Annotated in this window: 11 protein-coding genes and 2 pseudogenes; 8 read left to right on the forward strand and 5 right to left on the reverse strand. The window is 70.1% G+C overall.

The genetic code is table 11. The features are described from left to right. Positions 1–191: 191 nt before the first annotated feature. From OHS57_RS36620 to OHS57_RS36635, 4 genes and pseudogenes are all read left to right on the forward strand, one after another. A complete protein-coding gene (locus tag OHS57_RS36620; RefSeq protein WP_443043126.1) occupies positions 192–824 on the forward strand; it encodes an RNA polymerase sigma factor in 633 nt (210 codons plus the stop codon). 187 nt (positions 825–1011) lie between these two features. Beyond that, positions 1012–1122, forward strand: a pseudogene (locus OHS57_RS36625) (MerR family transcriptional regulator); the annotation flags it as partial. Positions 1123–1212: 90 nt separating this feature from the next. Continuing rightward, positions 1213–1938, forward strand: a complete 726-nt coding sequence (locus tag OHS57_RS36630) for a B12-binding domain-containing protein (protein WP_328585248.1) — start codon at positions 1213–1215, stop codon at positions 1936–1938. 152 nt (positions 1939–2090) lie between these two features. After that, entirely contained in the window at positions 2091–2648 is a 558-nt protein-coding gene (locus tag OHS57_RS36635; protein WP_328584808.1) for a DUF4383 domain-containing protein, read from the forward strand. Positions 2649–2665: 17 nt separating this feature from the next. On the opposite strand, the gene OHS57_RS36640 is transcribed toward OHS57_RS36635, so the two are convergent. Continuing rightward, the gene (locus tag OHS57_RS36640) at positions 2666–3163 is read right to left on the reverse strand and encodes a MarR family winged helix-turn-helix transcriptional regulator (RefSeq protein WP_328584809.1); all 498 of its coding nucleotides are present in this window, start codon (positions 3161–3163) and stop codon (positions 2666–2668) included. Positions 3164–3243: 80 nt separating this feature from the next. Here OHS57_RS36640 and OHS57_RS36645 point away from each other — a divergent pair, with 80 nt between their 5' ends. The 3 genes from OHS57_RS36645 (at position 3244) to OHS57_RS36655 (ending at position 8348) form a co-directional block, all read left to right on the forward strand. After that, complete coding sequence (locus OHS57_RS36645) at positions 3244–5331, forward strand: MMPL family transporter (protein ID WP_328584810.1); 2088 nt, start codon at positions 3244–3246, stop codon at positions 5329–5331. A 105-nt stretch (positions 5332–5436) separates the two neighbouring features. Then, entirely contained in the window at positions 5437–6663 is a 1227-nt protein-coding gene (locus tag OHS57_RS36650) for a lycopene cyclase family protein (RefSeq protein ID WP_328584811.1), read from the forward strand. A 122-nt stretch (positions 6664–6785) separates the two neighbouring features. After that, positions 6786–8348, forward strand: a complete 1563-nt coding sequence (locus tag OHS57_RS36655; protein WP_328584812.1) for an FAD-dependent oxidoreductase — start codon at positions 6786–6788, stop codon at positions 8346–8348. Between the two features lie 62 nt (positions 8349–8410). Here the strand turns inward: OHS57_RS36655 and OHS57_RS36660 are convergent, their stop codons facing one another. From OHS57_RS36660 to OHS57_RS36675, 4 genes are read right to left on the reverse strand one after another with little or no spacing between them, the layout of a single operon-like run. Continuing rightward, the gene (locus OHS57_RS36660) at positions 8411–9421 is read right to left on the reverse strand and encodes a DUF5914 domain-containing protein (protein ID WP_328584813.1); all 1011 of its coding nucleotides are present in this window, start codon (positions 9419–9421) and stop codon (positions 8411–8413) included. Further along, on the reverse strand, positions 9418–10461 hold the full coding sequence (locus tag OHS57_RS36665) for a phytoene/squalene synthase family protein (protein WP_328584814.1): 1044 nt from the start codon (positions 10459–10461) through the stop codon (positions 9418–9420). Before OHS57_RS36665 ends, OHS57_RS36660 begins: the two co-directional genes overlap by 4 nt. After that, on the reverse strand, positions 10458–11996 hold the full coding sequence (locus tag OHS57_RS36670) for a phytoene desaturase (protein ID WP_328584815.1): 1539 nt from the start codon (positions 11994–11996) through the stop codon (positions 10458–10460). The genes OHS57_RS36665 and OHS57_RS36670 overlap by 4 nt, the downstream gene beginning before the upstream one ends. Then, entirely contained in the window at positions 11993–13105 is a 1113-nt protein-coding gene (locus OHS57_RS36675; protein ID WP_328584816.1) for a polyprenyl synthetase family protein, read from the reverse strand. Before OHS57_RS36675 ends, OHS57_RS36670 begins: the two co-directional genes overlap by 4 nt. Before the next feature lie 755 nt (positions 13106–13860). On the opposite strand from OHS57_RS36675, the pseudogene tal reads away from it, so the two are divergent. Next, a pseudogene (gene tal, locus OHS57_RS36680) lies at positions 13861–14970 on the forward strand (transaldolase); the annotation flags it as partial. Between the last annotated feature and the right edge of the window lie 39 nt (positions 14971–15009).

Here is a 15009-nt window from a genome sequence, read left to right on the forward strand (position 1 = left end):
CGGCGTGCGACCCCAACTCCATTCGACGCAGAAACGATGCGAGTTGCCGCGCACACGGCGAAGGGCGAAGGTGCCCACATGGGACCGCAGGGACGACGCGTACCCACCCCAGCTCGCGCGCCTGCGGGCCGATGCGATGTGGGCCGGTTCGGGTTCCTGTCGGGACTTGCGCCGGCAGGAGGATGACGATGATGACGTTCAGCGGCTCGAAGCAGGCTGTGAGCAATCCGCCATGCCCGCCCGCCGAAGACACCCGAGTCAGCGAACGCTGCGTCGCCGCGCCGGGGTGCGGCGACGAGGAGGCGTTCGACGCCGCGTTCCGGCGTTGGGGATCGCTGGTGCACACCCTTGCGGCGCGTGCGATGAACGACGGCCGGGAGGCCGAAGACGTCACTCAGCAGGTCTTCCTCGCCGCCTGGCGTGGCAGGGCCGGGTTCCGTCCTGAACGCGGCACACTGGCCGCCTGGTTGGTCGGCATCACCCGTAAGAAAATCGCGGACGCGCTCACCGCTCGCACGCGGCACGGCAACCTCGTAACGGCGGCGGCCGGTGTGACCCCGGCCAACGCGGCGGCCGTTTCGGCCGAAGCGTCCTTGGACCGGCTCTTCGTGGCACACGAACTCGACAAACTGCCGTATGCGCAGCGCAGCGTGCTCCGGCTCGCGTTCTTCGAGGATCTGACCCAGACCCAGATCGCCGAGCGGACAGGCATGCCGCTGGGGACTGTGAAGAGCCACGTGCGCCGAGGACTTCATCACCTGCGCCGCTGCCTCCAGCCCGAACTCGCAGGGCCGGATCGCGGCGCCACCGACCACAGGTCATGAACGTGATCGTGACGCGCTGCCTCGCTGTAGCTCAGCGCACAAGGCTGTCGGGTTCCTCGGGGCCTCGGAATGCCGAACGTGCCGAACACGACTATAAGGTGCGAAGGTGAGCGTGACTCGGGAAGACCAGGACCGCCGGCCAGGACAGGCGGGTGTCACCACCGGTTCTGTGGCACGCCGACTGGGAGTGTCCCCGACCACGTTGCGTTCGTGGGACAGGCGCTACGGCATTGGACCGGCGGTCCGTGAGAGCGGCAGTCACCGGCGCTGGATGCCGCGCGACATCGCGGTACTGGAAGAGATGTGCCGGCTGACCTCTTCGGGCGTGCCGCCGGCCGAGGCCGCTCGCGCGGTTTCGGCCGAGCCCTCAGCCCACCAGGAAACCGAAGTGGCAACGGCAGTTCGCTCCGTGGTGCGGAGCGGTCGATCGGGAAGTGGTCTGCCGCTCGGTGATGTGCGCCACGAGTGCCGGGGTCTCGCCCGAGCGGCACGGCGCCTGGACGCCCCGCTCGTCGAAGATCTGCTGACCTCCTTCCTGGACCAGCACGGTCTGATCGCCACCTGGGACGAGATGATGGCTCCGACGCTGCGCGCCGTCGGTCGTAAGTGGGAGAGCCACGGCGGCCGTTACGTCGAGGTGGAGCACTTGCTGTCCTGGCACATCTCTTCGGTCCTGCGCCGGCTCCAGGCCCCAGCGCCCCCGGCTGCCGACGCCGTCCCCGCGCTTCTGGCCTGCGTTCACGGTGACCAGCACACCCTGCCCCTTGAGGCAGTGGCCGCCGGGATGGCTCAGCTGTGCCTGCCGGCGAGAGTGCTGGGCGGATCGGTGCCGGCCGAGGCCCTCAGCGAAGCGGTTCGGCGCATCGGCCCCGCGGCCGTCGTGTTGTGGTCGCAGTCGCACTCGACGGCCGACCGTCCGCTGGCCCTGCGTATCGCCGCCACCGGATGGGGTGTGAAGGGCGCCCGTACCCGTACCGCCGTGCTCCTTGCCGGGCCGGGCTGGGGCGGGACGTCGGTCCCCGGCTTGCTCCGTCCGCACAGTCTGCGGGAGGCACTGGACATGCTGGCGGAATTCGGCGCCCGCGGGGGCCCTGTGACTCCCGCCCTCAGGTGAGCGGCTCCCGTCCTCGCGCGGCGGCGCGGCAGTCCCGCAGAACAGGCGGTGCGCGAACGGTGCAAGTGGCCGTTCCGGTGGGGCCGGGGGAGTCTGCCGTCACGGGAGAGTCTTCCGGTGTTCGCCTTGACCGACGACGTGGAGGAGTGCCCATGAAACTCCAGGACGAGTTGCCGACGGACCACAAACTCGCGACGGTCTACCGGCTCGGTGCCGCAGTGTGCGGGGGCATCCTGCTGCTGTTCGGCAGCCTTGGCTTCGCCGATCAGCTGAGCTTCTTCAACACCACCGGAGCGAAAGTGGCCGGACTGTCCACGAACGGGCTCCTGAGTCTGATCTCCGTGCTCGTCGGCGCCTTGCTCGTCGCGGGGGCAGTGGTGGGCGGCAATGTCGCCTCGACCCTCAACATGACCGTGGGCGCACTGTTCCTGCTCAGCGGATTCGTCCACATCTTCATCCTGGACCGGCCGGCCAATTTCCTCGACTTCGGAATGTCCAACGTCATCTTCAGTTTCGTGATGGGCCTGGTGATCCTGACCTTCGGTATGTACGGAAGGGTCACCGGCGGACTTCCCCACGACAATCCGTACTGGCGTCGGCGTCACCCGGAGAAGGCGGCCCGTGAAGAAGCGCGCCGTTCCCTCGCACCACTCGCATCCGCCGACCGCGTGACGGGGGACGGCAAGCGCCCGTCAGGCCCGCGCGGGTGAGGATATGACACCGGCGATCAGGTCTCCCGGACCGCCCGGCGGTCGCGGAGTTCGGCGTTCAGGGTGCTGAGGAACGTGAGGATGGTGCGCCGCTCATCGGCGGAGACACCGGCCAGAGCCGCCTGGGTGCTGTCCGCCAGGGGCCGGAAGAAGGCGCGCGCCACTTCCGCGGCGGCCGGCTGGTGATCGAGATGGACGACGCGGCGGTCCTGGTCGTCACGTGAGCGGCGGATGTGCCCGGCGCGTTCCAGGCGGTCCAGGCAAGCGCTGACGGCGCCCGAGGTGAGCCGCAGATGGTCCCGCAGGCCACTTGGCGTCATGGCGGCCCCTTGTGAGGACGGGGCGTCCATGATGGCGACCAGTGCCTCCACGTCGGTGGGGTGCAGGGCGCGGGATTGGGCGAAGTCGTGGCTCACCCGGTTGAACTCGCTGTTCATGAGGCGCAGTTGTACGGCGAAGGCATGGAGGTCGGCTTCGTCACTGACGGCATGTTTGCCTTCGTCGTGGTGTGGCATGCGTACAGTCTATAGAATCTCAATCGTTGAGATACTTCATGGTTGAGTCATTGCTGTACCGCATCCGTCTGGGAGAGTTCATGGCAAGCGCCCCGCGATTCGTCCGCTGGCTGATCCCGGTGGTTCTCGTCGTGGCCTGGATGGGCATCGGCGCGACCTTCGGGCCGTACGCGGGCAGGCTCAGCGAGGTGTCGACCAACGACCAGGCCGCCTTCCTGCCACAGAGCGCGGAATCCACTCGCGTCCTGGACGAACAGAAGAAATTCCACCAGGCCGAGACGCTGCCGGCCATCGTGGTGTGGACGAGCGGCACCGGCTCGGTCGATCCCGCCCAGCGCAGCCAGGCGACCCGGGCCTTGGCGACCGCGGCCTCGTTGAACGGCGTGGTGGGCAAGCCCTCTCCCGCCGTCCTTTCGCAGGACGGCCGCGCCCTTCAGGGAGTGGTCCAGCTCCGGCCCGATCTGGGGACCGAACTCCCCGACGTGGTCAAGAAGCTGAAGAGCGCCGCCGGTTCCGTGACCGGCACCCGGGCGCAGGTGGCAGGTCCCGCGGCTACCCAGGCCGATCTGTCCGACGCGTTCGCGGGCATCGACGGTCTGCTGCTCGGCGTCGCACTGCTCGCGGTTCTGGTGATTCTCCTGCTGGTCTACCGCAGCATCCTGATGCCCTTCCTGATCATTCTCAGTGCCGTGTTCGCCCTGGGGCTTGCCTCCGCGGTCGTGTACGCGCTGGCCGATCACAACGCTGTGCGCGTCGACGGACAGGTGCAGGGCATCCTCTCCATCCTGGTGATCGGCGCCGCGACCGACTACGCGCTGCTGCTCACCGCCAGGTTCCGGGAGGAACTCGCCGCGACGGGCAACCGGTTCGCCGCCGCACGAGCCGCCCTGCGACGCTCCGTCGCAGCGATCACCGCCAGTGCCGCCACCGTGGCACTGGGCCTGCTCGCCCTCCTGTTGAGCGACCTCACCAACAACCGCGCGCTGGGGCCCGTCGGCGCGATCGGCATCGCGTGCGCGGTCCTCGTCACGCTGACCTTCCTCCCCGCCGTCCTCCTGCTGCTCGGCCGCGCCGCGTACTGGCCCACCAAACCCCGCCCGTCCGACGCCGACAGCGGCGGGCACGGGCTGTGGCGGCGCGTGGCAGCACGGATCGACCGCGGTCCCCGACTCGTCTGGGCCGGCACGCTGATCCTGCTCGCGGTCTTCGCCGCCTTCGCACCGACCCTCCGCTCGGAAGGCGTGCCCCTGGACGAGACGTTCGTGAACAAGGCGTCCTCCGTCGAGGCGCAGAAGTCCCTCGACGCGCACTTCCCCGGCGGATCCGGCCAGCCTGTCGTTCTGATCGCGCCGGCCGCCAAGGAGCGCGCGGTGACAGCCGCGGCGGCCCGCACCCACGGCGTGAGCGAGGCGACACCGCTCGGCGCCGGCGGCAAGCCCGGCGGGCCGCCACAAGAAGTCGCGGGACGCGTACAGATCGAGGCGACACTGCGGGACGCCCCGGACAGCGACGCGGCCAAGGCGACGGTCCAGCGCCTGCGGGACGCGGTGCGGGCCATCGGCGGCCCGCAGACGCTGGTGGGCGGTTACACAGCTCAGCAGTACGACACGCAGAAGACCGCGGCACACGACCGGCTCGTCATCGTCCCCGTCGTGCTGCTGATCATCCTTGTCATCCTCGTGGGGCTGCTGCGGTCCTTGCTGATGCCGCTGCTCCTGGTCGCCACCGTCGCGCTCAACTTCGCCGCGACGCTCGGGGTCTCGGCGCTGGTGTTCCGTCACGGCTTCGGGTTCAGCGGCACGGACTCCTCGGTGCCGCTGTACGGATTCGTCTTCCTCGTCGCCCTCGGCGTGGACTACAACATCTTCCTGATGACCCGGGTGCGCGAGGAGTCGCTCCGACACGGCCCGCGGGAAGGCGTGCTGCGCGGTCTGATCGCCACCGGCGGGGTCATCACCTCGGCCGGTGTCGTGCTCGCGGCGACCTTCGCCGCACTGGTTGTCATCCCCCTGGCGTTCCTGACCCAGATCGCCTTCATCGTGGCCTTCGGCGTGCTGCTGGACACCCTGGTGGTCCGCTCTCTGCTGGTCCCCGCCCTGGTCCGCGACATCGGCGGACGCGCCTGGTGGCCCGGTGTCCTGAGCCGGCCGCACGAAAGCACAGACTGACGAGCCCCGCCTGCATCCGTGAAGGCCCGCTCTGGGGAAGTATCGGCAGCACACCCGTGCCAGGGAGGACGCTCGGTACACCCGTGCGCCGGAAAGGAGATCAGGGTGCCCGTCACGGACGCGGATGTCGTCATTGTGGGCGGGGGAGCGGCCGGACTGTCGCTCGCCTACCGGCTCTGCGCCCCCGCGCAGGGGCCCCGCCGGCCCTCGGTGATCGTCGTGGACGCGCCCAGCGGACCGAACAGTCCGCCGGAGCGCACCTGGTGCTACTGGGAGGCGCCGGGCGGTCCGTACGACTCGGTGCTCGCGGCATCGTGGCAGCAACTGCGCGTCCGCGGTCGGGACGGGGCGGTCATCAGCGGCCTACCGGCACCGTTGCGGTACAAGATGCTCCGCTCACGGGCTTTCGAGGCGCTCGTGGACGAGCGCCTCTCGGGGCCGGACGGCTGCCGGCGCGTGGCAGCCACCGTGGACAGCGTCACCGACACACCCGAGGGGGCGGAGGTCAGTGGGTACACGTCATCCGGCCGCCGGGTCGGCCTGCGCGCCAGGTGGGTCTTCGACTCGCGGCCGCCGAAGCGGCTGCCTCCGGCTCGTACGACGCTGTTGCAGCACTTCAGAGGCTGGTTCGTCCGTACGGACCAGCCGGCCTTCGATCCACGCGTCGCCGACCTGATGGACTTCCGAACGCCCCAGCCGGCCCGCGGACTGTCTTTCGGCTACCTGCTGCCGCTCGGACCGTGCGAAGCCCTCGTCGAGTACACGGAGTTCTCCCCGGCAGTCCTGCGCACCGACGACTATGACCACGCGCTGCGGGGGTACACGGAGGACATCCTCGGCCTCGGCGCGTTCGAGATCGCGGCTGTCGAACAGGGCGTGATCCCGATGACGGACGGACGGTTCCCCCGCAGGGCGGGAGACTCGGTCTTCCGCATCGGAACGGCAGGCGGTGCGACGCGCCCTTCGACCGGATACACGTTCGCCGCGATCCAGCGCCAGGCCGCGGCGGTGTCCCAGGCGCTGCTCCAGCACCGTGACCCCCTGCCACCGCCGCCGCACTCGGCACGCTCGCGGACGATGGACGCCGTGATGCTGCGCGCCCTGGACAGCGGCCGGATGGACGGCGCTGACTTCTTCACCCAACTGTTCCGTGAGGTGCCGACGGAAGGGCTGCTGCGCTTCCTGGACGGCCGCTCGCGGATACGGGAGGACTTTCTCATCGGACTGAGCACCCCGGTGATTCCGATGCTGCGTGCCCTCGCCGAACTGCCCTTCCTGCGCCGGCGCCCGGCTCCGCGGGGGCCCGCCGAAGGCCCTCCTGCCGCGCCGTAGCGGCCCGAACCGGACTCAACTCCCACCCCTGTCGACGGAGGAGAACGTCATATGCCCCCGCTGCCCGACGCACCGCTGTGCGTGCCGTCCCTTCCGTCCTCCGCACGCACGACCGCTCACCGGTGAGCCCGCGCCGGCTCCCGGAGAGCTCGACCCCGCGCCGGGGACGTGACCGACGAGCCAACCGGATCCCAGCGCCGCCGGGCCGGGACAGGTTCGGCGCGGAGGCGCCCGACGTGGCGGTGGTGGGCGGGGGCATCGCCGGGCTGGCGGCTGCTACGGCACTCGCCGAGCGGGGCGCACACGTCACGCTGTACGAACGCGAGCAGAGTCTCGGAGGCCGGCTGGCCGGCTGGCCCACACAACTGTCCGACGGCTCGCAGGCGACGATGAGCCGTGGCTTTCACGCCTTCTTCAGGCAGTACTACAACCTGCGGGGACTGCTGCGCCGGGCGGATCCGACGCTCGGGATGCTCACAGCTCTGCCGGACTATCCGCTGCGCCACAGCAACGGGCTGTACGACAGCTTCGCCAGGGTGCCGCGCACACCACCGTGGAGCGCGCTCGGGTTCGTCGCACTCAGCCCCGCCTTCGGCTGGCGGGATCTGCTGCGGATGAATCCCGCTGCCGCCCTGCCGCTTCTCGACGTGCGCGTACCGGAGGTGTACGAACGGCTGGACACGGTCAGCGCCCGCACCTTCTTGTCCAGGATCAGGTTCCCGGAGGCCGCTCACCATCTGGCGTTCGAAGTGTTCTCGCGGAGCTTCTTCGCCGACCCCGACGAACTGTCGGCCGCCGAACTGGCCCTCATGTTCCACATCTACTTCCTCGGGTCGAGCGAGGGCCTGCTCTTCGACGTGCCCGACGAGCCGTATCCGCGGGCCCTGTGGGAGCCCTTGGGCCGCTACCTGACGGGCCACGGCACGCGGTTGCGCACCGGCGTCGCGGTGGAGCGGGTACGACCGTCGGCGGGCGGCGGAACGGAGGTGACGGCGGGCGGCGCTACGCACCGTCACGACGCACTCGTCCTGGCGCTGGACACCGGGGGACTGCGCCAGGTCGTCGCCGCCTCACCTGAGCTGTGCGACCCGTCCTGGCGCTCGCGGATCGCCCAGTTGCGTACCGCGCCGCCGTTCCTGGTGTCCCGCCTGTGGCTCGACCGCCGGGTGGCGGCGCACCGGGCGGGCTTCCTGGGCACGAGCGGCTACGGTCCGCTGGACAACGTCAGCGTGCTGGAACGCTGGGAGGGCGAAGCAGCCCGCTGGACCACTCGCACCGGGGGTTCCGTGGTCGAACTGCACGCCTACGCCGTCAGTCCGGACGCCGACCGAGAAGGCGAACAGGACCGGTTGATCGAGCAGTTGTACCGGGTGTACCCCGAGACGCGTGAGGCACGGATCGTCGACGCACGCCATGAATGGCGTGAGGACTGCCCGCTGTTCCCGGTCGGCGGTTTCCAGGACCGGCCTACGGTTCGCACACCGGACCCCGCCGTCGTTGTCGCGGGTGACCTGGTGCGTACGGACCTGCCGGTGGCGTTGATGGAACGGGCGGCGACCACCGGCTTCCTCGCGGCCAACGCCCTGCTGCGCCGGTGGGGGGTACGCGGGCAGACACTCTGGACGGTGCCGGACCGAGGGCGCTCCGCCGCGCTGCGGGCCCTCGCGGCAACCGGGAAGCACTGACGGTCGGGTCGCGCCCCCTGGTCGCCCTTGTGGGAGCGGGCCACGTCCCGGGGGACGGCCCGTCAGCCGGGGAAGCGGCCCGTGCTGCGCAAGTGACTGCGCCGCTCCGCGTAAGCCAGGTCGTCGCGCCACAGCCGTCCGGCAAGCGTGCGCATGAGCGGGCGCAACAGGGGAGCCATGGCGCGGGCGACGCCGAACCCGGGCCGGTCCGACGTCGCCACAAGCGCTTCGACGACGGCCGTGCGCGGCCGGCCCGAGCGGTCCGGGCCGAGCGGCGTGGCATGCGTCTCGACGACGGATCCCATGCCTTCCCCCTGGGTGATGTGCATGACGACCGTGCGCGGCTCGGGGGCGGTGAAGACCGCGCGGACGGGAACCACGGCACGCCCGGCGACCTTGAAGGAGACATCGACGCAGAACCCGTCGACGGCCTCGGCGCCGCTGTCGGCCGGGGCGCCGACAACGGTGAGATCGACGAAGGAGTACGGGTGCAGCCACGCCCCGTGCCACGGGTCGAGCCGGTTCGCGACCACATCGTCCGGATCGCACACTCCGAACGTGGTGTACACGGCGCCCACGGCGGCCTCGGGACGGGGCCGCACCGGAACGACCGGGAGCTCCAAGGGCTCTTCGCCGCCCACCTGGTCGAGGCGTACCCATACGAGCAGTCCGTCGTCGTGCACGGGGAAGGGCTTCCAGCCGGCGAACGGCTTTCCGTCCAGAGCCAGTCCGTGCCAGTGGCAGATGAGCTCTCCGCAGCGGACGGTGCTGTCCTTCAGCGGGGCACCGAGGTGCGGACAGACACCCGTACCCGCCACCAGTCCGCCGGCGGCGTCTCGCCAGATGACCACTTCGAGCCCGCCAACGGTGCGGCCGAAGGGACGGCCGGCCGTGATGGCGCTCGCCGCTCCCACGACATACCAGTTACCGGAAGGACGGCCCTTGGCACGCCGGAGCGCGTCGGCGATGACCCCGGGTTTCGCGTCGCGCCAGGTGGGGGCCTGCTGCTCCCAGCGAACGGGATCGCGTCGCAGTCTCAGCGGATAACGGGGCCGGCGCGTGCTGTCGGTCATGTCACTGCCTCTCGGTTGCGCTCTCGCACGCTGTTCGCCACGGGGCGTGCCTGGCCCGCCTGAGCCGTGTGCGGGAGGGCGGGGCCGGTCTCGCCCGCGCCGTGGCGTGCCGCGCCGAGTCGTGCCAGGCCGAGTCGGGCCAGCCCGTCGAAGGCGACCGCGGCGCGGCGTCTGCGGGAGACGGTCGAGCGGCGGTGCAGCACGGCGTATCCGTCGTCGGCGACTGCGTCGAGGATCCCGCCGTAGAGGACGAACGCGGTACGCATGCATGGGCGGGCGACCGGGTCGAGCATCGCAAGGCCGGGAGCGGCCTGACGGTAGACCTCCCGCGTCAGGCCGACAGCGTCCTTGAGCGCGGCGGTGATACGGGCGTCGCGGCTGCCGCCGGCCCTGCCCCGTTCCAGAAGCTGACGGTCGACACCGTGTGCGGCGAGCAGGTCGGCGGGCAGATACACGCGGCCCCGGTCGAGATCCTCCCCGACATCGCGCAGGAAGTTGGTGAGCTGGAAGGCGACGCCGAGTGCGGCCGCGTGCGGAGCCGCCTCGGACCGCGGGACGACCGTACCCAGCACGGGGAGCATCTGGAGTCCGATGACCGCGGCCGAGCCGTGCATATATCGGTACAGGTCCGCGTAGGTCGGGTAGTCGGTCACATCGAGGTCGCTGCGCATGGAGGCCATGAAGTCGGTGAAGTACTGGTGGTCGATGTCGTACACGGCCGCGGTATGGGCCAGGGCCCGGACGACGGGTTCGGGGCTGCTCCCGGCGCGCAGCCCTGCGGCGAGCCGCTCCTGGAGTCGGTCGAGGGTCTCGGCCCGTTCGGCGGGAGTCAGCCCGCTGTCGAGGCTGTCGACGATGTCGTCGGCCCAGCGGGCGAAGCCGTAGAGGGCGTGGACGGCGGAGCGACGCTCGATCGGCAGCAGCCTGGTCGCCAGGAAGTACGTCTTCCCGTGCTGGGCATTGAGACGTCGGCACCGGGCGTACGCGTCACGCAGGGCGGGCTCCCTGATGCCCGCCGCGTCGAGTTCACGGGCGGTCATACCGGCTCGTCCTCCCGTGAGGCACGCCGAGGCCGGCCCAGGGCCGAAGAGGGCGGAGGCGGACCGGTGACACGCTGTGCCGCGAGCTTTCCGGAGATGATCACGGTCGGTACGCCGACGCCGGGAGTGGTTCCACAGCCTGCCAATACGGCGTTCTCCGTGCCGCGCACGAGGTTGCGGGGCCGGAACGGCCCGGTCTGCGCGAAGGTGTGGGCGACGGAGAAGGGCGTTCCCGCAGCATGTCCCTGGTCCGTCCAGTCGACCGGGGTGACCAGGCACTCTTCCTCGATGGCCGAGCCGATGCCGGTGAGGCCACGCTTGTCCAGCACATTGAGGAGCTCGTCCCGGTAGCGCGGCGCCAAGTCGTGCCACTCCCGTGTGCCGGGTCCGATGTCGGTGTTGGGGCAGGGCGCGAGAATGTAGTGCAGGTGGCGGCCCGGCGGTGCGAGGGACGGATCGGTTGCCGTCGGCCGGGTGATGAGCAAGGACGGGTCGCTCATCAAGGCTCCCGCGCTGGTGAGTTCGCGGAACGTTTCCTTCCAGGCAGCGCCGAAGGAAATGGTGTGGTGGCCCAGTCCATGCCACGTACGGTTTGTTCCCGCGTGCAGGACGACGGCCGACGGAGAGTAGCGCAGCGCCTGGGGGCGAAGCGGCCGGCGGCCGAGCAGCCGGTAGGCGTCAGGCAGGTCAGGGGTCAGCACGACCGCGTCACAGGCGATGCGTTCCTGGTCGGTGACGACAGCCGTGACCCGATCGCCCGAGCGCTCCAGCCGGACGACCTCGCGGCCGTACCGCAGATCGGCACCCGCTTCGGTGGCCGCGTCCGCCATGGCCTGCGGCACGGTGTGCATGCCGCCCCGGGGGAAGTACACCCCGGCGACGGTGTCCATGTAGGCGATGACCGCGTACGCGGCGAGCGCACGGGCCGGCGCCACCCCCGCGTAGAGGGCCTGGAAGGAGAAGACCCGGCGCAGGCGTTCGTCGGACAGGAACCGGCCGATACGGGCGTCGAGTCGCCCGAAGCCGCCGAGCGCCGCGAGGCGTGCCAGGTCGGGGTGGAGAAGCCGCAGGGGCGAGTCGAAGTTGGCGTCGATGAAACGGCGCATCTGCACGGTGTACAGGCGCGAGAGCCAGTCGCGCAGACGGCGGTAGCCGGCCGCCTCGGCCGCTCCGGCGAAGCGCTCGATCTCCGACTCCATCGCCTCGGGGCCGGTGTGCACGTCCAGTTCGCTGCCGTCGGCGAATCGGGCCCGGTAGGCGGGGTGCAGAGGGATCAGCTCCACCCGGTCCCGCAGGGACATCCCCACGGCGCCGAACGCCTCGTCCAGGAGGTCCGGCATCGTCAGGACCGTCGGGCCGGTGTCGATCCGGTAGCCGCCGAGATCCAGTCGATTGGCCCGGCCACCGGGAAGCATGTCCCTTTCGACCAAGGTGACGTGGCGGCCGGCACCGAGCAGATGCAACGTGGCGGACAGGCCGGCGAGCCCGGCTCCCACCACGACGACGTGATCCGTGCGTCCTTCAAGGGTTTTCATCGGCTGCTTCCTTGGACGGCGGCGGAAGAGAGGGGCATGGCGGACGTGCCGGCGCCCACCACCTTGGTGGGCGGGCCGGACACGGTGCGGAACAGCGCGCCGAGCCTGCGGCGAACGGTGTACTCGCCCCCTGCGGCTGCCAAACAGCGTCCGCTGTGGCTGACCAGCGAATCGATCTTCTTCTCGACCGTCTCCACGGCGCCGGTGGCCACCAGGACCGAGCGGACAGACGCCAGGCCGCTCTCCGACAGGGACGCGTCCCCGAGGGCTTCGTCGAGAAGTGAGAGCGCCGCACTGTCGCCCTCGGCGTCGGCACGTGCCCGCGCGACGGCGACCAGATAGGTGAGTTTGCCTTGGCGGACGTCCTCGCCTGCCGGCTTCCCCGTGTACTCCGGGTCGCCGAAGACACTCAGGAGGTCGTCGCGCAGTTGGAAGGCGATGCCGGCGCAGCGACCTGCGGCGCGAAGAGTTCTGACGGTGGCTTGGTCCGCTCCGGCCAGCGCGGCTCCGAGTGCGAGCGGACGCTCCACGGTGTAAAGGGCGCTCTTCAGGCAAGCCACCCGCAGTGCCCTCGCCATGGATCGTGAGTCGGTGATCTGTCCGTGCAGGTCGAGGTACTGACCGCCGACCATCTCCGTCCGCAGGTCGCGCCACACCTGACGGACCCGTACCTGGACATCCGCCGCGAGTACGGTGTCGGCGATGGCGTCGTCCGCCCATGCCAGGGCGAGGTCTCCGGTGAGGACGGCGGCGGCTTTACCGAACGGCACGCCGAGTGCCGAAGCGGGGGCGGTGGCGTACTGGGTCGCGAAGTCGGTGTGCACAGCGGGTCTGCCGCGGCGTAGCGCCGATCCGTCCATCACGTCGTCGTGCACGAGCGCGCACGTCTGGACGAGTTCCAGGGCGCAGGCGACACGCAGCGCCGCGTCCACATCGCTGACGTCGGATTCTCCTGCGCAGAACCGCATCCCCCACCACAGGAACTGGGAGCGCAGTCGCTTCCCACCCAGGAGCGTGAACCGCTCGACACGTTCAGCCACATCCCGGCCGAAGGTCGCGTCCACCGCCGTAGCCTGGGCGACCCGTTCTCCCAGGACCTGTTCGAGCACACGGCTCACCGCGCCCGGAACGTCGCGGTCCACCTCATCGGCCGCCGCTCGCCCAGAACCGGGCGGGTACCGAGGTCCGGCGCCGGGTGAGACGGCGGCGGGAGGACGCAGATCAAGCCGCGGGGTGGCCGGCGCGGGCTGTGAGGCACCTCGGCGCTCTCCGGCGGACGGTTCCGCCCGATTCAGGCACATGCGGTTCCTCTCATCGCTCCGTCGGTTGACACCACAGGTCATTCCGCTGGAGTCGGCTGTCCGGATGCGCTTGAGGAGGAATTCTTTCGTTCGGCCGTCCAGACCCGTTCGACAACTCACCGCGAAAAGTCACCCACAGGGGACCTGTGCCGTGTGGCGAGCGTGAGTAAGCCGATTCAGCCGAAAGTCACTCCAGAGCTACGGGCGGCGGAGGATGAACCGGATCCGTCCGGCGACATGGCGGCGCCCTCAGTCCTCGCTGAGGCCCCCGTGCTGTCTGGAAAATCTCCATCTGATGGATGAGCTGGTCATTACTGGACAGGCGCACAGGGTCGGGGCGTGTACGGAAGCACGCCGGGGCTGCGACTCCTCCGAGGAAGGCGTGGCGCCCGACAGGTGGAGTCATGTCCACGTCGACCCGAACGACCGGCTTGCGCCATTGCCCCTCGTGAGCGGACGCCACGCCGCTCGTCCAGGCCTTGGGAGTCCCGCAGACGGACGCCCGGGGGACACACGCGGGCGCTTCGCCGACCAGGCATCACGTCCCTTTTTGGAGGTCTCGCATGTCTGACACCACTGGGTCCGATCCACTCGCCGGGCTGTCCGCTGCCGGAGTCTCGATCTGGCTCGACGATCTGTCCCGTGAGCTGCTCGCCGGCGGCGAGCTGACCAAGCTGATCGCGGACCAGCACGTCGTGGGGGTGACGACGAACCCTACGATCTTCGCCTCGGCACTGTCCAAAGGGGACCGCTACACCGAACAACTGCGGAGGCTGGCGGATCAAGGAGCGAGCGTCGACGACGCTGTCTTCGCCCTCACCACCGATGACGTACGTGACGGCTGCCAGGCTTTCCGCCCGGTCTACCAGCAGACCGGCGGGAGCGACGGACGGGTCTCCATCGAGGTCGACCCGGGCTTGGCCCGGGACGCCGACGCCACCGTGGCGCAGGCCCGGAAACTGTGGGACGCGGTCGCGGAACCGAACCTGTTCGTGAAGATCCCCGCCACCCGTGAGGGACTGGCAGCGATCACCGCCGTCGTCGCTCAGGGCATCAGCGTCAATGTCACGCTGATCTTCTCCCTGGACCGCTATCGCGCGGTGATGGACGCCTACCTGACCGGACTGGAGCAGGCCCGGTCCGCGGGCCACGACCTGGCGGACATCCACTCGGTCGCCTCATTCTTCGTCTCCCGGGTCGACACCGAGGTCGACGCCCGCCTCGATGCTGTCGATACTCCCGAGGCCCGGGCCCTCAAGGGCAAGGCGGCGATCGCCAATGCCCGACTGGCTCACCAGGCATACCAGCAGATGACCGCAGAGCCGCGCTGGCAGGCCCTCGCCGCGGCCGGAGCGCATGCACAGCGCCCGCTGTGGGCGTCGACGGGTGTCAAAAATCCCGCCTACCCCGACACGATGTACGTCAGCGAACTCGTCATCGCCGGCACCGTGAACACCATGCCCGGCACCACCCTGGCCGCGTTCGCCGACCACGGGACCCTCCCCGACGACGCGTCGGCCACCGACGGGTACGCCGCGGCCGCGGCTCACTTCGCCGCGCTGGAACGGATCGGCGTCGACTTCGCTGACGTCACCGAGAGTCTCGAACGTGAAGGGCTGGCCAAGTTCGAGGACAGCTGGACTGAACTCGCCGCCTCGGTGGACCGCGAAATGCACACCGCCGACAACGAGTCCGGGAACTCGCACGGCTCG

Source organism: Streptomyces sp. NBC_00370, from assembly GCF_036084755.1.
Classification (GTDB): domain Bacteria; phylum Actinomycetota; class Actinomycetes; order Streptomycetales; family Streptomycetaceae; genus Streptomyces.